The organism is Streptomyces sp. NPDC028314, assembly GCF_055565795.1.
The window spans coordinates 173,991-198,736 of sequence record NZ_JBVHTP010000011.1 but is presented as its reverse complement, the minus strand read 5'-3'; the positions used below and the strand labels follow the sequence as shown (position 1 = coordinate 198,736).

Here is a 24,746-nt window from a genome sequence, read left to right as displayed (position 1 = left end):
TGCGGCGCCGGTGGCCGAAGGCCACGAGGACGGTCGGCTTGGTTCCCATGCCATAGGGTCGGGAAGTGACCAGCTCCCCGCCCACTTCCGAATGCGTGTTCGCCGATGAGTTGCTGCTCGAGGGCTGTGGCGGCCCGAGCGCGCTTTATGTGCGCGACCAGGCGCGCGGCGTCGCCAGGGCGGCGCACGCCGGAGCGGCGATCGCCCCCGATGACACCGACAAGCTGGTCGCCCTGCTCGGCGACCGGCAGGCATTCATCAACGAGCCGACCGAGCCCGCGCATCTGCGCGGGGAAAACCGCCAGTACACCACCCAGGCCCTGCTGATCCACGCGTGCCGCAGCGACGATGCGGACCTTGTTCGACGCCTGCGGCAGGTGGCGCCGTCGGAGGTCCACCGCATCGATCTTCGCCTCCCCCTGTCGGTGCCATGCCTGCTCGCGCTCTTCGACGGCCTCGGAGAGGAAGAACTGGCCGTTCGTCACGCCGCCATGCGCTTGGTCCGCAACATCCACAGGCTCAGGCACACCGACGTCACGCCGATCCTCGACACCCTCATCAGCGAGCTGGCCTCCCCTGAGCACGGTCGCGGCTACCACCGGGTCGCCCCGGCCGACGGTGCACGCTGGGCGCTCCTCGACTACAGCCTCGACACCGACGATTTCGACGGTCTGCGCGAGCGGGTCGCGGCGGCGATCGACCCGTCCACGCCGACCCAGAACGCGCTGCGCACGCTGGCCGCCCTGTACGCGGTTGCCGGACAATTCGACCGGGTGGTCAGCCTGGTCGGACGTGCAAGCACCCGGGTCGCGGTCATCGGGGGGATCCACGACGCCGTCTACGGGATCGCTGGAGACCTCGGGTTCGCGAGGGATCTGCCCAACGACCGCTACCCCTTCGCCGAGGCGATCGCCCTCGCCGAGGGCCTGGCCACCAACGCCGGCCACCGCAAGCAGGTGGAGGACATCCGGAGGCGGCTCAACCATCTCCGCCCCGGGAAGGCCGAACTTCACTCCGGCTCAGCTCCGGGTCAGCATCGGGTGGACCAGTGACCGGCGCGTGTCAGCCGTGCTCCGTCAGCCCGTGCGATGACGAGTTCGGCGGCGTCGATGCTGATCCGATCACCCGCGGACAGCAAGAGCGGGTCGACAAGCTCGAAGACGTATCCGTCGTCCGTCTTCAGGACGTCGACCAGTACTGACTTCGAGACGGGAGTCGTCCCGTCGGCTATCAGGCGCATGCCGAGATGCTCCCACGGCGAACTCGTCCGCCGGCACCACCGCCGGCACCACCGCCTGCAGTCCTTTCCCCGGGCGCCGGCCCCGCCGGCCCGGCCCGGCCCCGCCCGGCCCGGCACGCTGTGTGCCGGGCCGGGCAGGCGTTCAGAAGTCCCAGCTCTGGCTCCGCGCGCCGTTACAGCTCCAGCTCACCAGGAGCTGGCCGTTGTCAGGTCGGCCGGCCAGGATGTCCAGGCACTTTCCGTTCACCCGGTTACGGATCTCGCTCCCGTTGCGGTACCACTTCTGGTGGAGACCGCCGTTGCAGTCCCACATGCTCACCGAGCCCTGGTCACCCAGATGGGGGCCGTAGATCTCCAGGCACTTCCCGTTCATGCTGGAACGGATCCGCTCACCGTCCCAGTACCACTGCTGGTTGGTGCCGCCGTGGCAGTCCCACGTCACGGTGGAGGCCCCGTTCTCCTGATGGAACATGAAGATGTCGGCGCACCTTCCGTTCAGGTTGGACTTGAGCAGCGGTGCCGCCGCGTACGCGGGCGAGCCCGTCAAGACAGGGCCGGCCAGCAGCCCGGTGACCGCCATCAGCAGCATCAGTCGTCGTACGGACCTCATGATTTCCCCTTCCCATCGCCGTTGCGCGGTTGCGCTGGACCCTGTCTAGCCGCCGGTTGATGTCCGGCGCCGGAACGAGGATTCCGGACATCAAAAGCTGGACAAACACCACCCATCACGGCTGCGGAAAGACGCAGGAAGGAAGGCAATGCCACGCCCCGAACGCCCGCTCGACCTGGACTCCGGTCCGCTGACACGGTTTGCGGCCGACCTCCGGAAGCTGCGCGAGGCGGCGGGACGGCCGCCCTATCGGTCGCTGGCGAAAAGGGCACACTATTCGTCCACGACACTGTCGGACGCCGCGGGCGGGCACGCGTTTCCGAGCCTTGCCGTCACGCTCGCCTATGTCGAGGCGTGCGAGGGTGACCGCCGGGCCTGGGAAGCCCGATGGCATGCGGCCGCCGCCGAGATCGCCGCGAGCGCACATCGCGATGAGCCCGCGGAAACCACCCGGCAGAACGCGCCGTACGCCGGGCTGTCGGCATTCCAGCCGGAAGACGCCGACCGCTTCTTCGGGCGCGAGCGGCTGACCGGCGAGCTGCTCGCGAAGGTGCGCGACCGCCGCTTCCTGTCAGTCTTCGGGCCGTCCGGGTCGGGGAAGTCCTCGTTGCTGCGGGCGGGGCTCGTGGCCCGCGCTCGGGCATCGGGGTGGCCGGTGATGCTGTTCACGCCGGGCCCGCATCCCGTGGAGGAGTGCGCGATCCACCTGGCCGCGGCGACGGGAGAGGCCCCCGGCGCGCTGGTGACCGAGCTGCTGGACGATCCCATGGCGCTGCACCTGAGGATCCGCAAGGCCATGGTCGAGCGCACACCGGACGTCGACACGCTGATCGTGGTCGACCAGTTCGAGGAGGTCTTCACCCTCTGCGGGGACCGGGACGAACGAGACGCGTTCATCGCCCTGTTGATCGCGGCAGCCACGGCGGCGACCAGCCGGACCCGGGTGGTCCTCGGCGTGCGCGCCGATTTCTACGGCCACTGCGTCCAGGACTCCCGGCTGGTCGAGACGATCCGCGACGCGCAGATCGCGGTCGGTCCGATGAGCTGCCAGGAGCTGCGCGAGGCCATCACCCGGCCGGCCGTGCTCGCCGACTGCACGGTGACCGGTCCGCTGCTGGCGGCGGTGGTCGCGGACGCGACCGGTCAGCCGGGTGCGTTGCCACTGGTTTCGCACGCGATGGTCGAGACCTGGCGCCGGCGCAGCGGCAACCGCCTGACCCTGGAGGGGTATCTGGCGGCCGGCGGAATCCAGCACGCGCTCGCACACACCGCGGAGGCCGCCTACGGGGCTCTGTCGCCGGTGCAGCAAGACCTCGCCAGGTCGCTGTTCCTCCGGCTGACCGCGCTGGGCGACGGTACCGAGGACACCAGGCGCCGGATCACCAGGGACGAGTTGGACCCGGGCCCCGACACCGTGTACGTCCTCGAATCCCTGGCGCGGCAACGGCTCGTGACGCTGGACGAGGGGTGCGTCGAGATCACCCACGAGGCGATCATCCGGTGCTGGCCGAGGTTGCGCGGCTGGCTGACCGAAGACCGGGACCGGCTGCTCCTGCACCGGCAGCTCACCGACGCGACCGCCGGCTGGGAGGCGCAGGACCGCGACCCGCACGCCTTGTACCGGGGTGCCCGCCTGGCCGCGGCGCTGGACCTGGCCGCCGCGGACGGCAGCCGGCTGACGGCCAAGGAACGGCGCTTCCTCGACGCGAGCCGGGAAGCGCAGGCCGGCGAGATCGCGGCGGTCAGGCGACGGACGGTCCGCCTGCGGCAGCTGGTCACGCTGCTCACCGTGCTGGTGGTCATCGCGGCGACCGCGGGTGGGCTGGCCGTCGACTCGCGCGACTCCGCCGTCCAGCAGCGCAACGTGGCCATTGCGCGGAAGGCGGCCGCGGACGCGGCCGAGGTGCGGCAGCAGAACCCTTCGCTCGCCGCGCAGCTGAACCTGGCCGCCTACCGGCTGGCAGCCACCGGCGACGTCCGCGACCAGCTGATGAGTACGTTCGCGACGCCGTACACGAGTCGGCTCACCGGCCACACCTCCGACGTGGTCTCGATCTCCTTCGCCCCGAAGAGCACGGTCCTGGCCACTGCGAGCTGGGACCGCACGGTCCGGCTGTGGGACATCGCGGACACCCACCACCCCGTACAGCTGGCCGTCGTGCGTCAGCCGGATCGGCTGGTGTCGGTGGCCTTCGACGAGGGCGGCCGTGTCCTGGCCACGGCGAGCGAACGCTCGGTGCGGCTGTGGGACGTGGCGGACCGGAGCGCGCCCGCCGAGCTGAGCACTCTGCCGGACCAGCGGGCCGCGCCGACGTGGGTGGCGTTCCGGCCGGGCGGCCTCATCGCCACCGGCCACACCGACGGTGCGGCGCGGCTGTGGAACGTGAACGATCCCCGCCACCCGCGGCTGCTGGCCGCCCTGCCCGGTCACTCCGGAACGGTCACCTCGGTGACGTTCAGCCCGGACGGCCGCACGGTGGCGACCACCGGCGACACCACCACCAGACTGTGGGATGTCAACGACCCCGCGAATCCGCTCCTCCTCGACGTCCTGCGCGGCCACACCGAAACCGTGACCTCGGCCGCCTTCAGCTCTGACGGCCGGACCGTGGCGACCGGGAGCTGGGACCGCACCGCGCGGGTCTGGGACATCGCCGGCAGCGGGCGAGCGCGGCAGCTGGCCGTCCTGCCCGGCCATCCCGCGATCGTCTGGTCGGTGGCGTTCAGCCCGGACGGCAGCACGCTCGTCTCCGTAGGCGGGTCGACCCTGTTCTGGGACGTCGCCGCCCCGGCGAACCCGAAGCGGACCAGCACGATCCAGGGCGGGTTCTACCAAGCCGCGTTCAGCCCGGACGGCCGTGTGCTCGCCAACTCCGACCGGCTCCTGGACCTGCGGGATCTGTCGCTCGCGACCCATGACGACGTGGTCACGTCCTTGGCGTTCGGCCCCGGCGGCCACCTGCTCGCCAGCGCCAGCTGGGACGGCACCGCACGGCTGTGGCAGGTCACCGGCGGTCGGGCCCTGTGGCCGCTGTCGGTCCTGCGCGGGCACAGCAGGTTCGTCCGGTGCGTGTCGTTCAGCCCGGACGGGCGCACCCTCGTCACCGCCGGCGAGGACGGCACGGTCCGCGTGTGGGACGTGACGGATCCACGTAAGCCCCGGCTGACATCGGTCATCAGCCCCGGCGGCGGCGAAGTCGCCGGCGCCGCCTTCGGCCCGGGCGGCCGTCTGCTGGCCGTCTGGGCACAAGCCACGGCCGGACTGTGGGACCTGACCGATCCAGGCAACCCGCGGCCACTGAGCCGGATCGCCGAGGGCGGGCCGCCCGTCACGATGGCCTCGTTCCGGCCGGACGGCCGCACGCTGGTGACGAGCACCGGCGAGTCCGGTTCGCTGAGGTTCTGGGACATCAGCGAACCGCGCATCCCCCGGGAACGGCCGTCCCCGTTCCGGTCCGACCCTCTGACGGGCGGCGTGTTCAGCCCCGACAACCGGAGACTGGCCGCCTTCCACCGTACGGACAAGACGGTCTGGCTGATCGACGTCAGCGACATCGGCCGCCCGGCGAAGGTGGCGCAGCTACCGGCATCCGGCTCCTGGCTCTACACGGTGATCTTCGACGCGGACGGCCGCAGACTGGCAGCCGGCGCCGCGGACAGCAAGGCCCTGCTGTGGAACGTGAACGGCGCGGCCACTCCCGCCGTGCTCACCGGCCACTCGAACCCCGTACCGGCCGTGGCATTCAGCCCGGACGGCAACACCCTGGCCACCGGCGGGAACGACTTCACGATCCGGCTGCGGGACACCGCCCTGGACAGGGTCGCCACCCGCATCTGCGACAGCGCGTACCCCCGGATCACCAGAGCCCAATGGGCCCAGTACTTTCCGGCCGTCGCCTTCAACCCACCCTGCCCCGCCCCATGACGGCCGTCAGCGCCCCCGCGCGAGCACGACGGCGCCCGACCGTCTACCGCTACCCGTCGTGGTCTTCCAGTGCCCGAGGCTTACCCTGCTTTCCATGGAACTGGATGCTGAACTCAGTGCTCTAGCAGCCCAAGAGGACCTGCCCGCTGACCTGGTGCGGCGCCTGCTCCAGCATCCGGGGGCTCGGCGCTCTGTGGCGTTGCTGCGTCGGGACCTGACTGATGAACTGATAGCTGAGATCATCAGCCTCGGGTCCGTACGGACTCTCGCCGCGAACTGCTCCGTGCCCTCTCGAATCAGGGCCCGCTTTGCGGAGCATCCGGAACCGGCTGTTCGGTGTGCGGTCGCGGCGAGCGCCAGGGACGAGCCGCTGGGGTTGCTGGCCCGGCTGGCAGCCGACCCGGACCCTTCCGTGCGGTCGTTCCTCGCGATGAACGAGCATCTGCCGACGGAGTTGCTGGCCCTCCTGGCCTCGGACCCGGAGGCCAGTGTGCGGTCGTCGGTCATCCGGCGCTGGCGCGATGCTCCGGACGACGTGCGCAGGAGTTTGCTGACGGATGCCGACCCAGACATCCGCAGCGGCAGCGTTCGGGCATTCGCCCCTCCCGCAGACCTCATGCCCGGACTGCTGGCGGATCCGGCGACCCGCGCTGCCACGGTCGCGCATGCCGTACCGACCCCTGAACTGGCGGCCGACTCAGATCCCGATGTCCGTGAGGCCCTCGCCGCACATCCGGACCTGCCTCCCGGTCTGCGTGACCTGCTGGCAGAGGACCAGGACATCTTCGTCAGGAACGCGATCGCGGCCCGGGCGGACATCCCGCCGGCGCTGCGTGAACAGCTTGTGGCCGCCCTGGAACCCGACGGCCCCGTTGCTGAGTGGATGCTGTCGTTCAGTCGCGGCACCCACACGTGTCCCCCAGCAGCACCGGCCCCGCAGAAACTCACGCGGCAGCAGGCAGAATCCCTGCTCGCTCAGGCCGGGCTGTAAGAGGTCCTAACAGGCCCCTGAGAGTCGTCTGGTCACCTCACGGCAGCCAAGATCAGAACTGGCGACCGTCACCAACAGCGTTCCCTCGCCCACGACACAGCGGTATCAGGTGCGTTCGTAGGCGACCTTTGCAAGCTGAATGGCCTGGTCGCGGGTCTTTTCGTCCACGATCCGAACACTGATGCGATATTCGCGGTTGCCGCCTTCTAGGCGGTAGGCGGCGGGCGCGAGACTGCCGAGCAGCTCGTCGTCCGTGTCGTAGGGAAGCCGCAGGTTGATCACGCCGTTGTGTGCGTACACGTACGCGAACGCGCCCTTAGGCGAGCCCTGCCGGCGCACCCTCAGATAGTCCCCGTAGTCCAACGCCGACTCCGCCCCGGCCCGCTGACGCTTGATGCCGTGGACCTTGACGTCAGGCCAGGCGGTGGCTTCAGCGAGGAACCCGACGAAGGGATCGGCCGCCGGGTTGCCTCGGAGGAGCGCGCGCACCGTCGCCTGCCCTTCATGAGCAAGACCCGGGATCGCGACCGCATCGGAAGCCACGGACGGAGCCGGCGCTCCACCCACGACGCCCGCAGACGACCTGCCTCCCTGGGCAATCAGCTGCTGGACAGCCTGGGATGCGTCGAGCTCCGCAGCCGTCCCCTCGAACTGAAACACAGTCAGCTTCACGATTTCCCCCTCGGCGAGATGAACTATGGCTCACTCTACCCAGTTTTCCCTCAACTACGGCATAGTTCCTGCATCTACGGAGAAACTAGCCCCGGCGCTCCGGAACGGACCTTGCCTTGCCCGCGAAGCGCTGCTGGGCGGCCTGGCGGCGCACCTGCTCGGCGTCGCGGGCGGCCGCTCGGGCGGACAGGCCGGCCGTGCAGGCGATGAGCGCGAGGCCCGCGACGGTCAGGGCGGCGGTGTTGGAGTGACATGGCCTGTCACCGGGCCACGGCACGTTGTAGCTGCTGAGGCCCTCAGGGGCCCTGTTCCCCCGAACATGCCCCGCCGCCGGGTGATTGCTGCCATCGTGTGAAACCGCCCGGCCGGATCCACTGCGGGTCCACCCGGGACGAGGGGCAAGCGGAAAGAGGGGGGAGCCATGTCCCGTGCGGCCAGGATCGGGGAGATCCGGCGACGCCGTGAGCGGCAGGCACAGCAACTGGACGTCAGCCGCAGCTGGGTGATGGAAGTGCTGGCCGAACTGCGCGCGATGGAAGCGCTGCGGCTGGAGCTGCTCGGCAGCGTACCCGCGGAGGCCGAGGGCAGACTCGCCGCCATCGGAGTGGAGTTGGGTTCACTGCTGGAACAACTCCCGCTGGAGGCGGCGGAGATCGAGACGGTCGCAGCTCGCTTCCGGCGGCCCACGCTGAACGTGGGCGTCGTCGGCCGGGCCCGGCAGGGCAAGAGCCGCCTGATCAAAAGCCTGACCGGGCTGTCCGAGGAGGAGATCCCGACCAGTAGCGGCAGCTTCTGCACCGGGGTGACCAGCGTGATCCGGCACGAGGACGGGGTGGACACGCAGGCGCAGGTGTTCCTGCACAGTGAACGCTCGTTCCTGCACGAGGTCATCGCCCCCTACTACGCGGAACTCGGTCTGGGCGCTCCCCCGGCCGGGCTCGACCGGTTCGCCGGGCCACTGCCCGCCGAGCGGCCTGGCGGCAGCGCCGTGGACGGCAACCGGTACGCGCACCTCGCCGGGTTCCACGCCGCGCTCCCGGAGTACCGTGCGCTGCTGCGCACCCCGTCGCCATATCCCGTACCGGCGGGCGAGATCCGCCGGTTCGTGGCCCAGGCGGACGAGAAGGAGACCCCCCAGCACGCGTTCCGCGCGGTGCGCCACGTCCGGATCACCACGCACTTCGAGGAGCAGGACTGGACCGGGCTCGCGCTGATCGACCTGCCGGGCATCGGTGACACCAACCTGCAGGACGCGCAGCGGATCGTGGCCGCGCTGAAGGACGAGATCGACGTCGTCGTGTTCGTGCGCCGGCCCGACGCGCTGGGCGACGGCATCGGCACGTACGACCACGACCTGTACGACCATGTCCGGGACGGTCTGCCGGACGTGGGGCTGGAGCAGTGCTCCTTCCTGATCGTCAACCGGTGCACCGGCCCCGGGAACGACAACTCCGCGAACGCGGAGCGGATGCTCACCCAGTGGCTGCCGGCCTCGCGCTTCGAGGTCGCGGAGGCGCACATCGCGGACTGCTCGCAGCCGACCGAGGTGGCGGCCGTGATGGACCGGGTGCTGGACCACCTCCTCCTCCACCTGGACGACCTGGACGCGCAGTACCTGGCGGCCCGTACCGAGACGGCCGCCGAACTGCGGGAGCGGACCGCCCGGCTCCTCGCGCAGGCGGGCCGGCTCGCCGATCTGGCGCAGCCCAGCGAGGTCTGGTTCCTGCCGTTCACCACCCTGTTCAAGGAGGCCTCCAGCCGGCTGACCACGGCACTCGCCGCGTACGTACGAGAGTTGCGCGAGGAACGGGACTACGCCGACACCTCGCTCGCCGACGCGGTGGACGGGATCCTGGACATGGCACACCGCGATCCCGGGCATCCGACGGTCGAACAGATCGTGGTGCGCGCCGATGCCGAGGACGGCCTGAGCGTCGCCTACGGCAAGTACCTCAACGAGTCGCGGGCCCGGATCTCCCGCCGTTTCCTGGAGTGCGATGTCGCGCTGCACGTCCGGACGACCGAGATGCAACACCGGATCGCGGAGATCCTGAAGGGCCCGGGTGGTCTGGCCGCCCTCGGCACCGCGGAGGGCGCCGGATTCCTGCTGGCGCTCGCCGAGCGGATCCCCAAGGTGCGGGAGCAGGGCGAGAGCGAGATCCGGTACTCGCTCGGGCTGCTGGCCGACTTCCAGCTGTCCTATCGCGGCATGCTGCAGCACCGGGTGCGGGCCTGCCTGGACGGGCTGCACGCCGACACCCCTGCGATGCGGTTCCCGGAGGGCCCGGTGCCCACGGCCGCGCAGGTGAGGGAGATGCTGGAGGTCTGCTACACCGAATCGCTGTACGCCTGCCGGGCCGAGCTTCACAAGGCGCTGGCCGAGCCGAGCGCCGCGATCTTCTCGATCGTCGAGGAGTTCTACGACCGGGTGGTCTCGGCGGCCGGCGCCGCCGGTGAGTGGCTGGTCTTCTACCAGGACGCGCGGGCGGAGATCTGGCCGGGCCGGTTCGCCGCACTCGCCGAGGACGCCGCGCACCTGCGGCGCTGGTCCGAGGCGGTGGCGAGGGTCGCCGCACTGCTCGACGCGCCCGAGGAGGCGGCACGATGACCACCCCAGAGCGGTACACGATCGAAGTGAGCATGTTGGGGCCCTCCGGTGTCGGCAAGACCTCGCTGCTCGCCTCCATGTACGCGCAGTACGCCGATCTCATCGGGTCCACGGATCTGGAGCTGTCGCCGGTCGGTGACACGGCGGTGAAGCTGTCCGACGCGGTTGCCCGGCTGAAGTCGCTGTCCCGGTCCGTGCAGGTGCGGGACAGCGTGGACGGCACCGCCCGTAAGGCTCTGCACCGGTATCTCATCGCGGTGGGCCGGAAGGGCAAGAAGCCGAGGTTCACCCTGCGGTTCACCGACTACGCGGGCGGACTGCTGCGGGAGCGGGGCGGCGGCGGAGTCGGCGAGCAGGTCCAGCAGGCCCTGGCCAACAGCCCGGTGATCCTGCTGACGGTGGACACCGCGGCCCTGCTCGAACAGGACGGCCTGTACCACGAGCGGATCAACCAGGCACATCTGATGTACGAGCAGATCAAGGCGCTGCTCCAGGGGGACGAGCGGCACCGGCTGCTGGTCATCGTGCCGCTGAAGTGCGAGAAGTACGTGTGTACCGAGGCGGGGGCGCACCATCTGCTGGAGCGGCTTCGTGAAGGGTACAAGCCGCTGCTGGACCATCTGGCGCATCAGGAGGTGCGGCCCCGGGTCGGCTGTGTGGTGGTGCCCGCGCAGACCACCGGGTCGATCGTGTTCTCCTCGATCACCGAGTCCGCGGACGGCCGGCTCCAGTTCCACTACCGCAGCCGCCGCCCTGGGGCCCCGTACTCCCCGGTCGACACCGATCAGCCGCTGCGCTACGTCTTGCGGTTCGTGCTCAATGTGTACCGGCAGGACCGGCGGGGGTTCTGGCGGGAAGCCGTCGAAGGGATGTTCAGCACGGACGACGCGCTGCGGGCCGCGGTGGACAGTTTCGCCTCCGGTACGGTCTCCCGGCCGGGTATCCGAGTCCTGCAGGACCATCCGCGGCTGGGGTCACCCACCGGCACGCGCGGGGGGCGGTGACGCCGGTGTCGGACAGCAGCTGGTTCGTGGAGTCCCGGGGCTACCTGCCGGAGCAGGACTACAGCTGGCAGGCGGCGGGGGCGGGCGGGCAGGACGTCCGGGCGGCGGCGAAGCTGCTGGCGCGGGGCTGCCGGGGGAAGGCGGTGTATGACCTGATCGACGACTCCGCCTCCTCGCTGCTGCTGTACTGCGCCGGTGGCGGGAACGGCGGAGCGGGTGCCGGGGCGGGGCCGGTCTGGCTGCTGCTGATCACCGGCCTGCCCGGGGCGCCGGACGACCAGCCCGACCACATGGGCCGCGTCATCCGGGCCTCGGTCCTCGGCATCGGCTCCGGATCGGGGTCCGGGTTGCCGCCGGCGGATCTGCTGGCCGTAACGCACCGCTTCCTGCTGGGCGGCCTGTCCGACCCGCTGCCGGTCGTCTACGGGCTGCCGGCCGGCACCGCGGGCTTCGCGGTGGACGCCAACAGGTGGTCGGCCCTGCTCACCGAGGCCCGGGCGGGGCTGCCGGCCGGCCCTGAGCAGGCCAATCCGTACGATCCTGGGCTGGTCCGCGTCGACCGGGACACCGGGGACACCCGCCGCCGGGCGGCCGCGATCCTGCTGGAGGTGGACCAGCAGGCCCGCGACGGCGTGTTCGACCCGGCCAAGGCGCAGTTGCTGGGAGAGAAGGCACGGCCCCTGCTGGTGGTCACCTCGATGCTGGGCCTGAAGGCGCTGCGCGAAGTCCTGCCGCTGCACGCGCTGAGCCTGCGCGTGGACAGCAGGAAGGAGAGCCACGTCCAGCGGGAAGTCGGCCTGGCCAGCAGCAAGAGCATCGCAAAGGCGTTCAGCCGGCCCTTCGAGGGCCTGTTCGCCCTCGCCGGCCTGGCGCTGCTGGCGGTGACGGTCGCGGTGTGGACGGTGTGGCGCTGACGGCGCTGCGCGGTGGGAGGGGGGCGCGGCATCTCCGTGTGCTCGGGTTCATGGTCATGCACTCCTCCCGGGCCGCCGGCCCGCGGACCGCTGCGGCGTCCCGTGCGCGGGCGTTCCTACGGGGCGGGGGCCGCGGGTGCCTGCGGAGCGGGGACCGGCGGGGGGACTGCGGCGCAGGGGTCGCCTTCCTCCGTGCGCGGCCAGTACCGTCCTTCGAGGGCCTCGGCGCTGCGGTTGAGCCGGACCAGGACGTCCTCCAGCTCCCGTACCTCCTCAGGGGACCAGCCGGCGACCACCCGGGCCAGGCAGGACCGGTTGACCTCACGGTCTTCGGCGAGCCGGCGCCCGCCTTCGACGGTGATGCACAGCTTGCGGGCCATGCCGCCGTCCGGGTCCGCGACGCGCTCGGCCAGTCCGCAGCGCAGCAGGGCGGCCGTCTGGCGGTTCACGGTCGAGGTATCGAGCCCGAAGGCCTCCGCCAACTGTCCTATGGACATGGGGCCTTGTGTGTCGATCCGGCTGAGCAGCAGGTACGCCGACCGCTCCAGGCGTTCGGGGTCGCGCTCGCGGCGGGCAAGCACCTGGTGCCGCGAGAGCAGCATCAGTTCCCGCTCCAGTTTCTCCAGCACTGCGCCCTCCCACTCCTTCCGGCGCTCCATTATCGCGGACCTGTGAACCCGGGAACCGGCGGGCCCCTGCACGGCTGGTCCTGCGGGCGGCGCCGCACGACGGCCGGGCACTGCAATATGCATGATACATAGCGTGTGTACTATGCACTTCTCGTCCCACCCCGACGAGCCACAGCTCAACCCGGAGGACCCGCATGACCGTCACCACGTCCACCGCCTCCCGCGCGGCCCAGATCCTGTCCCGGCCCGTCAAGCTGAACGGCCTGACCGTCCCCAACCGCATCGCGATGGCGCCGATGACGCGGATGTTCTCCCCCGGCGGCGTACCCGGCGAGGACGTGCAGGCGTACTACGCCAGCCGGGCCGCCGCGGGTGTGGGCCTGATCGTCACCGAGGGCACCTACGTCGGTCACGACTCCGCCGGGCAGAGCGACCGGGTGCCGCGGTTCCACGGCGAGGAGCAGCTGGCGGGGTGGGCGAAGGTCGCCGCGGCCGTGCACGAGGCGGGCGGCACGATCGTGCCCCAGCTGTGGCACATAGGCATGGTGCGCAAGCAGGGCGAGGCACCGTACGCCGACGCCCCCGCCGTCGGCCCGTCCGGCATCCGCGTCGACGGCACCGAGGGGACCGGCAAGGCGATGACCCGCGCCGACCTCGACGACGTCATCGGCGCGTTCGCCGACGCCGCCGCGGAGGCCGAGCGGATCGGCTTCGACGGCGTCGAACTGCACGGCGCCCACGGCTACCTGCTCGACCAGTTCCTGTGGGAGCGGACCAACCGCCGCACCGACGCCTACGGCGGCGACGCGGTGGCCCGTACGAAGTTCGCCGCGGAGATCGTCGCCGCGGTCCGCGAGCGCGTCCAGGCCGACTTCCCGGTGATCTTCCGCTACTCGCAGTGGAAGCAGGAGGCCTACGACGCACGGCTCGCGCAGACCCCGGAGGAGCTGGAGGCGATCCTGGCCCCGCTGGCGGCGGCGGGCGTCGACGCGTTCCACGCCTCCACCCGGCGCTACTGGCTCCCGGAGTTCGAGGGCTCGGACCTGAACCTGGCCGGCTGGACCAAGAAGCTCACCGGCCGGCCGACCATCACCGTCGGCTCGGTCGGCCTCGACGGCGACTTCCTCCGCGCCTTCGCCGGCGAGGGTGCGGCGCTCGGCGACATCGACAACCTCCTGGACCGCATGGAACGCGACGAGTTCGACATGGTCGCCGTCGGCCGGGCGCTGCTCCAGGACCCGCAGTGGGCGGCGAAGGTCCTCGGCAACCGCTTCGACGAGCTGAAGCCGTACGACGCGGCGGCGCTCAAGTCGCTCAGCCGGTAGTTCGGGCGGGCGGGTCAGGGCGACGGGAGGCCGGGGGCAGGAGGGGAGCGTGCAGGGGGTGGGGCAGGCCGGAAAGGGTGAGCGCCTCTGCGGCCTGTTCCAGTCGGGCCCCGGCGCGCGTGCGGTCGCCGGCGGCCGCCAGGGCGCTGCCCAGGAGGCGCAGGGCCCGGTCCTCGGCGGTGTGCCAGCGGAGCCGGCGGGTCGCGGCGACCGCCCGCTCGCCGCACTCCACGGCGTCCGGCAGGCGGTTCCCGGCCAGTTGGGCGGCCGTTTCCGACACCAGGTTCATCGCCTCCATGACGGGAGAGCCGTAGCTAGCTCCCAGCTCGGCGCTCTCGCGGTGCCTGGCCACCGCCTCGTCGGTGCGGCCGAGGTGGCGGGCGGTGAGTCCCAGGTTGTAGAGGGCGTACGCCTCGCCGCCCTGGTCCCCCGCGGGCTTCGCCGTGGTAGACGGCGTTGGTGAGGAGCGCGAGGTAGCGGCCGGTGGCGGGGGCGAGGTAGAGGCTGGTGCCGGTGAAGCCGTGGTGGTAGGCGACTTCGCCGGGGGCGACGATCCAGGACAGGCCTCGGTTCAGGCCGGGTTCGATCGGGGCGGCGGGGACCATGGAGGCGCGGAGCCAGCCGTTCAGGTCGGTGCCGGGGTCGAGGAGGTATTCGCCGTAGCGGGCGAGGTCGCGGGCGGTGGAGAACACCCCGGCGTGGCCGGCGATGCCGCCGAGGAGGGCGGCGTTGTCGTCGTGCGCCTGTCCCCAGATTCGGGGGGCGCCGAGGAGGCGCTGCTCGGTCGGTGCGACCTCGGGGCCGCGGGCGAGCGGCCCGTAGAGGGTGGAGGTCATCCCCAGGTCTTCCCACAGCTCGCGCCCGAGCGCGTCGAGGGGGCGGTCGTGGGCATGGGCGAGGGCCAGGCCGAGGAGGATGTAGCCGCGGTTGATGTAGCGGTGGGCGCCGGGCTCGGATTCGAGGGGTTCGCGGCACAGCAGCTCGTGCAGCGGGAGTTCACTGCCGCGGTAGTGGTCGAGGCGGGTGGACGCCTTGAGGCCGGAGGTGTGGGTGAGCAGCTGCTCGACGGTGGCGGAGCCGCTGGGTGCGGGGCCGTCGAAGGGCGGCAGGTAGTCGCGTACAGGAGCGGTCCGGTCGATGTGGGGGGCGGCGTCGAAGGCCCGGCAGAGCAGCGGCCAGGTGGCGACCACCTTGGTCAGGGAGGCGAGGTCGTAGGCGGTGTCCTGGGTGGGGGCCGTCTCGCCGAGTTCGCCGGCGATCCGGCCGCCGGTCAGGAAGCGGGGTTCGGAGCCGAGGGTGCCCAGGGCGATGATCCCGCCGGGGGTGGCGCCGTCGGCGATGACCGCGTCGAGGGCTTCGGTCAGGCGGGCGGTGGCGTCGTCGGTGAACGGGACGGGCATCAGTGGGCCTCCGCGTCGGTGGTGATGTCGGCACCCAACGCTGCCAGGTCGGACAGCGGGCGGCCGTGGCCGCGCGCGGGGTGGTACATGCCGCCGATCGTAGGGGTGCCCTCGGCCGCGAGGGCGGCGGGCTCCCGGGCGGCGTCGGTGGGCAGTCCCGGGTGCGGGCCGGCCCGGGTGCGGGCCGGCCCGGGCGTTCACCGCCTGGGAGCCATCGGGGCCGGTGCCGGCGTGGACGGCGCCCGGGTGCGGGCGGTGAGCTGGATGCCCGCGCGGGCGAGGACGTGGCGCTGGCCGCGTGCACCGGTGTCCGTCAGGCGTCCCGGCCCCGGCGCCGGCCGGACGGCCCGGACACCGGGTGTGGCCGGACCCGATAGCTGCCGTGGGAGTTACGGGTGCGGCCGGTCCGCTCAGGTCGGGAGCAGCGGTCCATGAGCCGTATCCCGGCCAGCCAGAGATCCCGCTTGTGCTCGGAGTCCTGAGGGACGACGGCCTGGACGAGGAGAATCGCGCCGGGCGTGACGATCGCGAGCACCACCGCGATGGCGACCACCCACCAGGGCGCCCCGACGAAGGTGAGCGCGCTGATCGCGGCGGCTCCGCCCAGCACGGTGACGCCCGTCCTGCGAGTGATGCCCGTCCGGGGCGCGGGCGGTGCGGGAGACGCCTCCGGCTGCTGCGTCGACGTGCTCATCAGGCGGCCTTCTTCCTGGCTCTTGGCCTTGGTGTGCGGTGGGTCGGCGATGTCCACGAAACCGTGTCCGGCGGGTGTCCGGACAGGACTCCGGCACAGTTGCGGCTCTGTCCGGACGGTTACCGGACAGAGCCGGACAGCGGCATCGGACGCCTCTACGCTGGGCGGGCACATCCGCACCACCGGAGGTTGCCGTGACCGCAGTTGAGGACTTCGCCCACCATCTCCGCCAGTTGCACGCCACAGCGGGCGCGCCCTCCACCCGCCAGATGGCGGCACGGACCGGGTACGGCAAGAGCACGATCAGCGAGGCGTTCGCCGGGCGGCGCCTCCCTACCTGGCCGCTCGTCGAAAAACTTGCCACCGCACTCGGCGCGGATGCGGACGACCTGCGTGATCGGTGGGTCGCGGCGCGAGGGCGACCGGCCGCGGTGCAGCCGGTACCCGACTGGCTCACGTCCGTCCGTACCGACATCCCCGAGATCACCACGGGCCTGAGCCTTGAGGAGGCGTGCGCGGTCGCGCCGAAAGACCCGAAGCGGGCCCTGACATCGAGCTGGGAGGTCTTGCGCGTGTGTGCCCTGCAACTGGCGCACTGCTACTACGGCGACATCCCGGGAAGCTGGTCATCGAACGTCGTTGAGACCTACCAGCGGGCCGAGAAGGACGGGCTGCTTCCCGCCGGCGTCACCGCCGTCGCCAACACGGTCCACTACCGCCATGTCGCGTCCATCATTCCCGGCGAGGAACTGCCGAGCACGGCCGAAATCTTCCAGATCATCATCCTCGCCTACCGGCTGGCCTGGCAGGCACGCGACGTCGTCAAGGCCTACGGGGAATCAGGCGAGCCTCGGCCGTAGTCCGCCCGGCCTCCCCTACTCCTGACCTGTCTCAGCGAAGCCCGTCGGCCGTGTCCCGGTGGTGTGGGTACGACTGCATCCTTTGGCCTACTGTGTTTTCGGCCCTGGGGAGGACGATCTTGCGGCACCGCCGCGAGAGGATTGATCCGTGCGAACAACCATCGGATACACCGTCGAAAGCATCGGCTACGTCGTAGGAGCCCAGGGGCTGATCAGCTTCGCTTCGCAGACCTTCTTCGGCACGGAGTGGGGCTGGATGCACAAGGTCGTCGACCTTCCGTCCACCGCTTACCTCGGCGTCCTCGTCGTGGGGCTGGCGCTCATCGTCGGCGGGGTGAAGACGCGGAAGGCGCCCGGCCGCCGGGAGGCCGCCTGACCGGCGCGCCTCTCAGCGCGACTCCTGCTTCACGGCCGAGACGGCGGAGGCGAACCCCCAGGAGACCGCCGCCGGCCGGATCGTGGTCAAGCCGGGCCGCAACCTCAAGGAGCCGCACCCCTGTGGGCCGACCCCGTCCTGGCCGAGCACATCAAGGCACGAGCTGGACGACCTGCACCAACCGAAGGTCCGCCTCGGCGAAGAGGTCCGGGGCGTCGGCGACTACATCGGAGACTCCGCACTCCCCATCCGCAGCAGTATCCGAGGCAGGAGCCCACTGCACCGCTGGCCCAGGGCGACGGGCAAAGCCCGCCTGGCCGCCGGAGCCGTCCGAGATACTGGCGACCATGACGAACACCCCTGCCACACCCGTCCCGTTCTCCAGGATCAAGATCCGGACCGCGGCGCTGGTGTTCTGCGGCGACGACGTCGCCCTCATCCGCCGCGACCGCGCCGACTCCACCCACTACAGCCCACCCGGCGGCAACGTCGAAGACGGCGAGGACCTCGTCGCCGCCCTCGCCCGGGAACTCGCGGAAGAACTCGCCCTGGACACGGCACTGGCAGACGGCGGGGACCTGATGTGGGTGGTCGACCAGCGCGTCACCCGCCCCGGCCCCACCCCGCCACCGCGCAAGCTCCACCTGATCTACCGCTTCCACATCAGCCCCGACATCCGCGCCACCCTCGCCGAGCAGGAGCTGGACGAGCTCCCCGACGGCAGCCATGAAGTCGGCGTGATCGAGTGGATCGACTACCGCAAAACCGCCGAGCTGCCGATCTTCCCGCCCATCGGCCCCGCCCTCGCCGCCCTCACCGACCCCCGCGCCGCCGTCACCGACGCGGCCCTGGAGGCGATCACGGACGCGAACTACACCTGGGTGTGACCCACCCCGAACCGCCCGCCGGACGTGCTCTCGCACCTGCCGGACCTTGGGTGCGGGCGGGCGTGGGAGGCGGTGCGGAGGGCCGGCCGCCCCGCCCCGATCGCCTGCGTGGAGTGCCGGCACCCGATGCACGCGACGACCTCCGAGCGGGGCCTGCACCTCTTCGCGCACGCTCCGAACTCCCCGGACTGCGAGATCCCTGGCGGGTGGTGGTCCGGTCGATCCGTACGGTGATGTCAGGCGACCTGAAATCGCACCTCGCTGATCGCTCCCTGGTTGGATGGGCGGCATGAACGGTACTCAGTCCATAGACGCCCCTTGGGGCATATCCGTATTCGGCGCGGCGAGCGTGGATGCCACACCGGATGTTGCCCGACTTCGCCTGGCAATCAAGCAGACGAGGCACAAGCCCGGAGAGTCGTTCGAGGTCACCCGTGGCAGCGTCAACCGGATCCGGGAGGTGCTGCGCGGTCACGGGGTTCCGGACACTGCCGTGTCCACATCGCGCCTGGACCTGAAGTCCTCATGGGCCTACGGCAATGAGCGCACGTTCCTCGGCTACGAGTGCACGGCTTCGTTCGTGATCGAGCTGCGTGAGCTGGATATCCTGGAGACGGTGCTCGTCGACGCTGTCGAGGCCGGGGCGAACCAGGTCGATGGTGTCGAGTTCGATGTGAGCACCAAGAAGGAACTTCGCGCCCAGGCGCGCACGGCCGCCGTAGCCGCCGCACGTGAGAAAGCGGCCTTGTATGCCGAGGCCGCCGATGTCCGGCTCGGGCCCGTCATCCACATCAAGGACGTGGACGCCGATCAGTTGCAGAACTCCTACCGCGGGCACCGCCAAGCTGGTGGCGCCGGCGGCGAGGGTGACCTCACCCCCGGCAAGATCAGTGTCACGGCGGGCGTGGTGATCGGTTTCTCGATCACCGGCGGCTGACGGTACGCACATGGGTCTGGTGCCCGGCCACGAGCCGGCCGGGCACCAGACCGCCTGTCTGCGGAGTGGAGGGACGGCTGGCCCGAAGTCGGCCCGGTTGCCTACCCGAGCTGCAATCACTCTGTGGCCTGGAGCCGTGGCGGAAGCTCTGGCCGGATGGACACGCCCCTCTCGACGACCGAAGCCCCGCTTGCAGGCGGGGCTTTGTCATGGAGTGCCTGCGGATCCTCACCCCATGAAGAGAGGCGAGAAACGCCCGTTCCTGTCGACTACGGCGCTCTGTGGGACGAGCTGAAGGCACGTCAGCAGTTCTACGAACAGCTGGTCATGTAGTCAGTCGGTGCCACAAGCTCCCACCCAGCAGGGAGACATACGATCACCGCATGATCTCCCTTTCGATGGACTCAACGGCTCACGAGTTCGCCCTCGGCTGGGTCGTCGGCGTGCTCCTTGTCGGCGCTGTCGCCGTCGGGTTGCTCTGGCGGCTCAGCGCGTCGTGGCGTGCGCCGGCGACCCCCGACGGGGGCGATCCGTCTGCGACGGTGCGGCTGGAGGGCAAACGCCGCAGCATCATCACCGGTGCGACGGTGCTGATCGCGGCTGCCGCAGTCGCCGGGGCCGTGCTCGCAGCTCGGCCGTCGTCGTCGGCACCGCAGGCGGCACCTCCCAGTGACGCGGGGGCGTCGGCACCCCCCGGCCCCGCCGCGGCAGCGCCGACCCGCGCAAGCCTGGTGACCGCGCCGGAGGCCTTCGGAACCTACCGGCTGCTGACCGGTGCCGCCGCCGAGCGAGCCGATGCCAGCGTGCGGGGAGGCAGGTCCGCGCCGGCCGCGTGGAGGCTCTGGTACTACGGCAAGGAAGGGGACGAGAGCCTGCACGCCATCCTCAGCGTGAAGAGCTCGGCGTGGGACCAGTCGCTCGTGGAAGAAAAGGCCAGCAAGCCGATGGAGGAGGAATTCCGCAGCTTCTTCGCCGGTGCCAAAGCCCACGACGTCGCGCAGTTCGCCCCCGGACCGGTCGGCGGCGTCCTCAACTGCGGATACGTCACATGGCCGGTGGGCGAACGGGCCACCTGCGCGTGGAGCGACATCACCACCTTCGGAGCGCTCCAGATCGTCACCCCCACCGATCTCGCGGACGCCGCGCAGGCCACCACAGCCCTGCGCACCGCAGCCGCAGCCGCAGCCGCAGCCGCACGCTGACGATCGGCCGAAGGACGGGCGTGGCCGTCTGCGCGGGTCAGTAGCCGATGGTGAAGCGGCGCTGGACGAAGCGCGGCAGCTCCGCCTCGTCGACGAGGGCGACGGCGGCGTCCTCCATGGAGATGCGGCTGCGCCCGTCCGCGTCGAGGACCGGCTGGTCGCCGCCGATCCGGAACCGGCCCGTACGTTCGCCGGGTGCGATGTCCTCCGCGGGGCTGAAGTAGGTCCACAGCCGGTTGGAGGTGCGCAGGACGTTCAGGGCGTCGCGGTGGCCGCGCACCGCGGCGGAGTACTCCCTCGGCAGGCCGATCTCGTCGAGGGCCTCGTGCAGGAGTTCGTCGGAGTCGGCCCGTACGACTCCGGGCTCGATCTCCAGGCTGCCGGCGCCGCCGATGACGATGAGCCGGGTCCTTGGGTGGCTCTCCAACGCCTTCAGGAGTGCTCGCGCGGCAGTGGCGTACACCGTGGGGTCGGCGATCGAGCGGGCCACGGTGTCGGCGATGTCCTTGGCGGCGTTTCCGGGCTGGAATCCGCTGATCAGTACGTCGAGGCCGGGTATCACGGCGGCCACGCCGTCGGCGTCGAGGACGTCGACGCTCTTCCAGACGACGTTCTTCCGGTTCTCTTCGATCTGCGTGGCGTCGCGGCTGAAGGCCGTGACCTGGTGCCCGCGGCCGTGGGCTTCGGTGACGACGCGACTGCCGATGCCGCCCGTGGCCCCGATGACTCCGATGTGCATGGCTCTCCCTGGGTAGTTGCTCGTACGGCCGCCCACCTTCACGGCATGGAGAAACTATACGGTGTGAAGTATCGATACGGGGCACGGAATTGTGACGCTGTAGAGTGAGCGGCCATGGAAAGCGTGGGAAACACCAAGGGGCGCCGCGAGCGGCTGAGGGCCGAGACGACCGCCGAGATCAAGAAGGTCGCGCTGGATTTGATGGCCGCGGGGGGCCCGGACGCGATCACGCTGCGGGCCATCGCGCGCGAGATGGGCATGACGGCCAACGCCATCTACGGCTACTTCGCCACCCGCGACGACCTCGTCACCACGCTGATCAGCAACGTCTACACCGCACTGGCCGACACCGTGGACGCCGCCTGGGACGCCGCCCCCGCCCATGACCCGGCCGCCCGGATCCAGGCATGGGCCCACGCCTTCAGGAACTGGGCACTGGCCAACCCCGAGGGCTTCCGCCTCATCTACGGCGACCCCGTCCCCGGCTACCGGCCCCCCGAGGGCGGCGCCGCCCCGGAAGCCGCCCACCGTGTCTGCACCGGCATCACCGCGCTAGCGGCCGCGGCCTGGCCGCACGCCGGACTCCGTTACTCGGACAGTGACTTCGAGTGGTCCGACTTCGACCCCGGTCTGCTGGACAAGGTCCGCCCGGCCTTCCCCGACCTGCCACCGGCTGCCGTGGCCCTTGCCCTGCGCATCTGGAGCCACCTGCACGGCCTGGTGTCACTCGAGATCTACGGCCACCTGCAGACCCAGGCCCTCAGCCCGGAAAAGCTCTTCCGCGAAGAACTCGCCCAGCTCATCCGGTCCTTGGGCATCACACCGTAGACGTGACGGCCCTGCGCGGGCGGCCAGCTGCGCCGTTGCCCCGCCCCGGCCGGCGCGCACCACGCCGCGGCACCAGGTGAACTGTCTCAGCGAAGAGTGAAGAGTGAAGTGAGTCGGGTGGCCACTCGGGCCTGAGGGGCATCCGCATCACATGGTGCGCTGAGCCTCCTCCCGGCTGATCGGCGCTCTGACCCGGGGTGATCGGGCGGCGGGGCCGCGGGTGTCGGTCATCCATCGGCGGCTGTCGGTCCGATGTCGGCGGCTCGTCGGCGGGGCCTGGCACCTTTCCGGAGACGGCCGACCGGAGCTCGCCGGACGGCCCGATCCCGAAGGAGCCACCATGCACACGCCCGTCACGATCATCGGCGCGGGACTCGGCGGACTCACGCTGGCCCGCGTCCTTCACGTCCGTGGAATCCCGGTCGCGGTCTACGAGGCGGAGTCCTCGCCGTCGGCGCGCACGCAGGGCGGGATGCTCGACATCCACGACTACAACGGGCAGCTCGCCCTCGAAGCCGCCGACCTGATGGACGAGTTCCACGCCATCGTCCTGGAGGGCCGTCAGGCGAGGCGGGTCCTCGACCGGGACGGGACCGTCCTGCTCGACAAAGCCGACGACGGCACGGGCGGACGCCCCGAGGTGCAGCGGGCCGAGCTGCGACAGATCCTGCTCGACTCGCTCCCGGCCGGCACCGTCCGGTGGGGGCACAAGGTCAGCGCCGCCCGCGCCCTCGGTGAAGGTCGCCACGAGGTGACGTTCGCCGACGGCCGCTCGGTCGTCACCAGCCTGCTGGTCGGCGCGGACGGCGCCTGGTCACGGGTCCGGCCGCTGCTCTCCGCCGCCACACCCGAGTACGCCGGGACTTCGTTCGTCGAGACGTACCTCTTCGACGCCGACACCCGGCACCCTGCCGCCGCGAAGGCGGTCGGCGGCGGGATGCTGATCGCGCCCGCGCCGGGCAGGGAGATCTTCGCGCACCGGGAGAGCGGCGACACCCTGCACACCTACGTGGCGCTGGCCAGGCCGCAGGACTGGTTCGCCGCCATCGATTTCACCGATGCCGCCGCGGCCCGCGCGCGGATCGCGCGGGAGTTCGACGGCTGGGCGCCGGAGCTCACCGCCCTGATCACCGACGGCGACACCGGGCCGGTCCTGCGCCCCCACTACGCCCTGCCGACCGGGCACCGGTGGGACCGGGTGCCGGGGGTGACCCTGCTCGGCGACGCCGCCCACCTCGCGGCCCCGAACGGCGAAGGCGCCAACCTGGCCATGCTCGACGGCGCCGAGCTCGGCAGGGCCCTTGCCGTGCACCCCGACGACATCGAGGCTGCGTTCGCCGAGTACGAGCAGGCCATGTTCCTCCGCAGCACGGAGGACGCCACTTTTGAAGGTGCCGAGCTCTCCGAGATCTTGTCGGGCGACAACACGGCCCACGGCCTGATCGAGATGATCACCGGGGAGGGTAAGTGATGCGCTAGCGGAGGCCACGAGGTGGGTGTCGCCTCTTCCTCCAGGACGTGCGGCCGGTCTCCTCGCCCGGGAGGGCCCGGGAGGGCCGGCCCGGGCCCTCCCGGGCGAGGGAATCTCCCTGTTCACGGCAACACCGGCGGCCACGCGCTGCGGCGGGGGACGCTCGCCTGCTGAGCGGAGCGTTCAGGGCGCCCGGTTCTCCCCGGCCGCCCCGGTTCTCCCCGGCCGCCCCGGTCCACCCGTTCAGCGAGGCGGACGTGGCACTGACCTCCCACCCCGGTCCGACGAAGTGCAGGGCGTCCAGCTCGTGGAAGGGCAGGCCGAGCCTCCGTCCCAGCGCCCGCGCCAGGGTGGACTTGCCGGCCCCGCTGATCCCCAGGACGAGTACGCGTTCCACGCCCGGATCCTGGCACGGTCCTGCCCGGACGGGGAGGCGGCCGCTCACCGGAGGGGCTCCTTCGGGGGCGCTCGCGCAGGGCTCCGTACGCGAGGAAGTAGGCCGGGATCCGGCTGGCGCTGTTCGTCGTCCGGCTGAAGTTCGGCTCGAAGGAACCCACCGGTATCGACTCGCCGACGGGTGATGGTCTGGGCTACCCGGGGCCAGGGACCGTACCGGCGCGGGTATTTCCCTCCCCCAGGTCCTGGCTTGAGTGGGCTAGGTCGCGCCGGGTAGCCCCAGGGCGGCCAAGAGGGCTGAGGAGAGCTCCTCCGCGAACAGGGCCGAGCCGGTGAGCGTCTGCCGGATGGCTTCCTCGTCGGGTGTGAGTCCGGCAGCCGCCGACCAAGCGAGTGCGCCGGCCACGGCGGGTTCGACGGGGAAGTGCTCCAGGGGTATCTCGTAGCTCTTCGCCGTCTCGCGATTGAGCAGGGCTTCCCAACTGCTCCCGCCCGGGGTGACGGCCTCGACGAATCCCACGTCGCCGTCCAGGAAGGACACCATGACGGCCGGTGCCCCGGTTCTCTGGACGAGGTTCGCCAGGCTGCGCCGCCCGGCGTCGGCGAAGTCCGTGACCTGCCAGCCCTCCGCCAACGCCTCCGGGTCGTCGATGCCCGTGAACCCGGCTGCCCGCATGAGCTGGTGCAGTTCCCCCGTGGACCGGGTCGTCAATGATCCGCCTGAGTTTCCCATGGCCCACAAGCTAGCGGATGCCTCTGACAAGCCAACTCGTGCTGCTGGGACGCCGGCAGGGGAGGCCGGGAAGGTGGACTCTGGTGCGGTGCTTCTTTGCGGCGGTCGCAGTGGGCTCGGGCCCCAGGCGGTGTCGAGCTGTCGCAGCCGGGGCTCCTCGTCCTTCAGGGCCCGCCGGAGGTGGATCGTCGGCTGCGGCCGGAAATGGAGGTCGTGCAGCACCGGAAGCAAGCACCAGAGGCCGCGGTGGATCGCCCACCACAGCATGGCCCGCACCAGCGGCTACGATGCCCCCGACGGTCTCG

General features: G+C 71.1%; 24 protein-coding genes and 2 pseudogenes. 15 read left to right on the top strand and 11 right to left on the bottom strand.

All coding sequences use genetic code 11. From position 1 onward, the window contains the following. Nucleotides 1–65: 65 nt before the first annotated feature. Nucleotides 66–1,052 (top strand): hypothetical protein, encoded by a 987-nt coding sequence (locus ACZ4TG_RS25140; protein ID WP_468166527.1) that lies wholly within the window; start codon nt 66–68, stop codon nt 1,050–1,052. Here the strand turns inward: ACZ4TG_RS25140 and ACZ4TG_RS25135 are convergent. Both ACZ4TG_RS25135 and ACZ4TG_RS25130 read right to left on the bottom strand, forming a co-directional pair. Further along, nucleotides 1,031–1,240 (bottom strand): hypothetical protein, encoded by a 210-nt coding sequence (locus ACZ4TG_RS25135; protein WP_468166525.1) that lies wholly within the window; start codon nt 1,238–1,240, stop codon nt 1,031–1,033. The genes ACZ4TG_RS25140 and ACZ4TG_RS25135 overlap by 22 nt on opposite strands. Nucleotides 1,241–1,382: 142 nt before the next feature. After that, nucleotides 1,383–1,850 (bottom strand): RICIN domain-containing protein, encoded by a 468-nt coding sequence (locus ACZ4TG_RS25130; RefSeq protein WP_468166523.1) that lies wholly within the window; start codon nt 1,848–1,850, stop codon nt 1,383–1,385. Between the two features lie 148 nt (nt 1,851–1,998). On the opposite strand from ACZ4TG_RS25130, the gene ACZ4TG_RS25125 reads away from it, so the two are divergent. Further along, on the top strand, nt 1,999–5,775 hold the full coding sequence (locus tag ACZ4TG_RS25125; protein WP_468166521.1) for an nSTAND1 domain-containing NTPase: 3,777 nt from the start codon (nt 1,999–2,001) through the stop codon (nt 5,773–5,775). Between the two features lie 94 nt (nt 5,776–5,869). After that, nucleotides 5,870–6,766: a hypothetical protein gene (locus tag ACZ4TG_RS25120; protein ID WP_468166519.1), complete on the top strand. Its 897-nt coding sequence runs from the start codon at nt 5,870–5,872 to the stop codon at nt 6,764–6,766. A 105-nt stretch (nt 6,767–6,871) separates the two neighbouring features. Here the strand turns inward: ACZ4TG_RS25120 and ACZ4TG_RS25115 are convergent, their stop codons facing one another. Continuing rightward, the gene (locus ACZ4TG_RS25115) at nt 6,872–7,438 is read right to left on the bottom strand and encodes a hypothetical protein (RefSeq protein WP_468166517.1); all 567 of its coding nucleotides are present in this window, start codon (nt 7,436–7,438) and stop codon (nt 6,872–6,874) included. 85 nt (nt 7,439–7,523) lie between these two features. After that, on the bottom strand, nt 7,524–7,715 hold the full coding sequence (locus ACZ4TG_RS25110) for a hypothetical protein (protein WP_468166515.1): 192 nt from the start codon (nt 7,713–7,715) through the stop codon (nt 7,524–7,526). A gap of 144 nt (nt 7,716–7,859) precedes the next feature. On the opposite strand from ACZ4TG_RS25110, the gene ACZ4TG_RS25105 reads away from it, so the two are divergent. Genes ACZ4TG_RS25105 through ACZ4TG_RS25095 form a run of 3 tightly spaced genes read left to right on the top strand, consistent with a single transcriptional unit; the run spans nt 7,860 to nt 11,964 of the window. Beyond that, nucleotides 7,860–10,046 (top strand): hypothetical protein, encoded by a 2,187-nt coding sequence (locus ACZ4TG_RS25105; protein ID WP_468166513.1) that lies wholly within the window; start codon nt 7,860–7,862, stop codon nt 10,044–10,046. Further along, complete coding sequence (locus tag ACZ4TG_RS25100; RefSeq protein WP_468166511.1) at nt 10,043–11,050, top strand: TRAFAC clade GTPase domain-containing protein; 1,008 nt, start codon at nt 10,043–10,045, stop codon at nt 11,048–11,050. The genes ACZ4TG_RS25105 and ACZ4TG_RS25100 overlap by 4 nt, the downstream gene beginning before the upstream one ends. A 5-nt stretch (nt 11,051–11,055) precedes the next feature. Further along, on the top strand, nt 11,056–11,964 hold the full coding sequence (locus ACZ4TG_RS25095; RefSeq protein ID WP_468166509.1) for a hypothetical protein: 909 nt from the start codon (nt 11,056–11,058) through the stop codon (nt 11,962–11,964). Nucleotides 11,965–12,080: 116 nt separating this feature from the next. Here ACZ4TG_RS25095 and ACZ4TG_RS25090 read toward each other — a convergent pair whose 3' ends face one another. Continuing rightward, complete coding sequence (locus ACZ4TG_RS25090; protein ID WP_468166507.1) at nt 12,081–12,623, bottom strand: MarR family winged helix-turn-helix transcriptional regulator; 543 nt, start codon at nt 12,621–12,623, stop codon at nt 12,081–12,083. 164 nt (nt 12,624–12,787) lie between these two features. On the opposite strand from ACZ4TG_RS25090, the gene ACZ4TG_RS25085 reads away from it, so the two are divergent. After that, nucleotides 12,788–13,918: an NADH:flavin oxidoreductase gene (locus ACZ4TG_RS25085; protein WP_468166505.1), complete on the top strand. Its 1,131-nt coding sequence runs from the start codon at nt 12,788–12,790 to the stop codon at nt 13,916–13,918. Here ACZ4TG_RS25085 and ACZ4TG_RS25080 read toward each other — a convergent pair. The 3 genes from ACZ4TG_RS25080 to ACZ4TG_RS25070 form a co-directional block, all read right to left on the bottom strand. After that, complete coding sequence (locus ACZ4TG_RS25080; RefSeq protein WP_468166503.1) at nt 13,908–14,216, bottom strand: hypothetical protein; 309 nt, start codon at nt 14,214–14,216, stop codon at nt 13,908–13,910. The two genes, ACZ4TG_RS25085 and ACZ4TG_RS25080, sit on opposite strands and share 11 nt — an antisense overlap. Before the next feature lie 16 nt (nt 14,217–14,232). Continuing rightward, nucleotides 14,233–15,318: a serine hydrolase domain-containing protein gene (locus ACZ4TG_RS25075; protein ID WP_468166501.1), complete on the bottom strand. Its 1,086-nt coding sequence runs from the start codon at nt 15,316–15,318 to the stop codon at nt 14,233–14,235. Between the two features lie 313 nt (nt 15,319–15,631). Next, a complete protein-coding gene (locus ACZ4TG_RS25070) occupies nt 15,632–16,012 on the bottom strand; it encodes a hypothetical protein (protein WP_468166499.1) in 381 nt (126 codons plus the stop codon). 194 nt (nt 16,013–16,206) lie between these two features. Here ACZ4TG_RS25070 and ACZ4TG_RS25065 point away from each other — a divergent pair, with 194 nt between their 5' ends. From ACZ4TG_RS25065 to ACZ4TG_RS25040, 6 genes and pseudogenes are all read left to right on the top strand, one after another. Then, the gene (locus ACZ4TG_RS25065; RefSeq protein ID WP_468166497.1) at nt 16,207–16,872 is read left to right on the top strand and encodes a helix-turn-helix domain-containing protein; all 666 of its coding nucleotides are present in this window, start codon (nt 16,207–16,209) and stop codon (nt 16,870–16,872) included. A 148-nt stretch (nt 16,873–17,020) separates the two neighbouring features. After that, nucleotides 17,021–17,248, top strand: a complete 228-nt coding sequence (locus ACZ4TG_RS25060; protein WP_468166496.1) for a hypothetical protein — start codon at nt 17,021–17,023, stop codon at nt 17,246–17,248. A gap of 28 nt (nt 17,249–17,276) precedes the next feature. Then, nucleotides 17,277–17,486: pseudogene (locus ACZ4TG_RS25055) on the top strand (hypothetical protein); the annotation flags it as partial. A gap of 109 nt (nt 17,487–17,595) precedes the next feature. Continuing rightward, a complete protein-coding gene (locus tag ACZ4TG_RS25050; RefSeq protein ID WP_468166494.1) occupies nt 17,596–18,135 on the top strand; it encodes an NUDIX domain-containing protein in 540 nt (179 codons plus the stop codon). Nucleotides 18,136–18,424: 289 nt separating this feature from the next. Continuing rightward, nucleotides 18,425–19,072 (top strand): SIMPL domain-containing protein, encoded by a 648-nt coding sequence (locus ACZ4TG_RS25045; protein WP_468166492.1) that lies wholly within the window; start codon nt 18,425–18,427, stop codon nt 19,070–19,072. A gap of 383 nt (nt 19,073–19,455) precedes the next feature. Further along, a complete protein-coding gene (locus ACZ4TG_RS25040) occupies nt 19,456–20,274 on the top strand; it encodes a hypothetical protein (RefSeq protein ID WP_468166490.1) in 819 nt (272 codons plus the stop codon). Nucleotides 20,275–20,311: 37 nt separating this feature from the next. Here ACZ4TG_RS25040 and ACZ4TG_RS25035 read toward each other — a convergent pair whose 3' ends face one another. Then, nucleotides 20,312–21,013: an NAD(P)-dependent oxidoreductase gene (locus ACZ4TG_RS25035; protein ID WP_468166488.1), complete on the bottom strand. Its 702-nt coding sequence runs from the start codon at nt 21,011–21,013 to the stop codon at nt 20,312–20,314. A gap of 114 nt (nt 21,014–21,127) precedes the next feature. On the opposite strand from ACZ4TG_RS25035, the gene ACZ4TG_RS25030 reads away from it, so the two are divergent. Then, nucleotides 21,128–21,841: a TetR/AcrR family transcriptional regulator gene (locus tag ACZ4TG_RS25030; protein WP_468166486.1), complete on the top strand. Its 714-nt coding sequence runs from the start codon at nt 21,128–21,130 to the stop codon at nt 21,839–21,841. 340 nt (nt 21,842–22,181) lie between these two features. Then, nucleotides 22,182–23,312, top strand: a complete 1,131-nt coding sequence (locus tag ACZ4TG_RS25025) for an FAD-dependent oxidoreductase (RefSeq protein ID WP_468166484.1) — start codon at nt 22,182–22,184, stop codon at nt 23,310–23,312. Nucleotides 23,313–23,574: 262 nt separating this feature from the next. Here the strand turns inward: ACZ4TG_RS25025 and ACZ4TG_RS25020 are convergent. Further along, a pseudogene (locus tag ACZ4TG_RS25020) lies at nt 23,575–23,709 on the bottom strand (AAA family ATPase); the annotation flags it as partial. A 258-nt stretch (nt 23,710–23,967) separates the two neighbouring features. Next, a complete protein-coding gene (locus tag ACZ4TG_RS25015) occupies nt 23,968–24,441 on the bottom strand; it encodes a hypothetical protein (RefSeq protein ID WP_468166483.1) in 474 nt (157 codons plus the stop codon). Nucleotides 24,442–24,746: the final 305 nt, after the last annotated feature.

Excerpts from the sequence above, each read along its gene's own strand:
- ACZ4TG_RS25135 (WP_468166525.1), bottom strand. The coding sequence starts at position 1,240 with ATGCGCCTGATAGCCGACGGGACGACTCCCGTCTCGAAGTCAGTACTG.
- ACZ4TG_RS25130 (WP_468166523.1), bottom strand. The coding sequence starts at position 1,850 with ATGAGGTCCGTACGACGACTGATGCTGCTGATGGCGGTCACCGGGCTG.
- ACZ4TG_RS25125 (WP_468166521.1), top strand. The coding sequence starts at position 1,999 with ATGCCACGCCCCGAACGCCCGCTCGACCTGGACTCCGGTCCGCTGACA.
- ACZ4TG_RS25120 (WP_468166519.1), top strand. The coding sequence starts at position 5,870 with ATGGAACTGGATGCTGAACTCAGTGCTCTAGCAGCCCAAGAGGACCTG.
- ACZ4TG_RS25105 (WP_468166513.1), top strand. The coding sequence starts at position 7,860 with ATGTCCCGTGCGGCCAGGATCGGGGAGATCCGGCGACGCCGTGAGCGG.
- ACZ4TG_RS25100 (WP_468166511.1), top strand. The coding sequence starts at position 10,043 with ATGACCACCCCAGAGCGGTACACGATCGAAGTGAGCATGTTGGGGCCC.
- ACZ4TG_RS25090 (WP_468166507.1), bottom strand. The coding sequence starts at position 12,623 with ATGGAGCGCCGGAAGGAGTGGGAGGGCGCAGTGCTGGAGAAACTGGAG.
- ACZ4TG_RS25085 (WP_468166505.1), top strand. The coding sequence starts at position 12,788 with ATGACCGTCACCACGTCCACCGCCTCCCGCGCGGCCCAGATCCTGTCC.
- ACZ4TG_RS25080 (WP_468166503.1), bottom strand. The coding sequence starts at position 14,216 with ATGGAGGCGATGAACCTGGTGTCGGAAACGGCCGCCCAACTGGCCGGG.
- ACZ4TG_RS25075 (WP_468166501.1), bottom strand. The coding sequence starts at position 15,318 with ATGCCCGTCCCGTTCACCGACGACGCCACCGCCCGCCTGACCGAAGCC.
- ACZ4TG_RS25070 (WP_468166499.1), bottom strand. The coding sequence starts at position 16,012 with ATGAGCACGTCGACGCAGCAGCCGGAGGCGTCTCCCGCACCGCCCGCG.
- ACZ4TG_RS25050 (WP_468166494.1), top strand. The coding sequence starts at position 17,596 with ATGACGAACACCCCTGCCACACCCGTCCCGTTCTCCAGGATCAAGATC.
- ACZ4TG_RS25045 (WP_468166492.1), top strand. The coding sequence starts at position 18,425 with ATGAACGGTACTCAGTCCATAGACGCCCCTTGGGGCATATCCGTATTC.
- ACZ4TG_RS25040 (WP_468166490.1), top strand. The coding sequence starts at position 19,456 with ATGATCTCCCTTTCGATGGACTCAACGGCTCACGAGTTCGCCCTCGGC.
- ACZ4TG_RS25035 (WP_468166488.1), bottom strand. The coding sequence starts at position 21,013 with ATGCACATCGGAGTCATCGGGGCCACGGGCGGCATCGGCAGTCGCGTC.
- ACZ4TG_RS25030 (WP_468166486.1), top strand. The coding sequence starts at position 21,128 with ATGGAAAGCGTGGGAAACACCAAGGGGCGCCGCGAGCGGCTGAGGGCC.
- ACZ4TG_RS25025 (WP_468166484.1), top strand. The coding sequence starts at position 22,182 with ATGCACACGCCCGTCACGATCATCGGCGCGGGACTCGGCGGACTCACG.
- ACZ4TG_RS25015 (WP_468166483.1), bottom strand. The coding sequence starts at position 24,441 with ATGGGAAACTCAGGCGGATCATTGACGACCCGGTCCACGGGGGAACTG.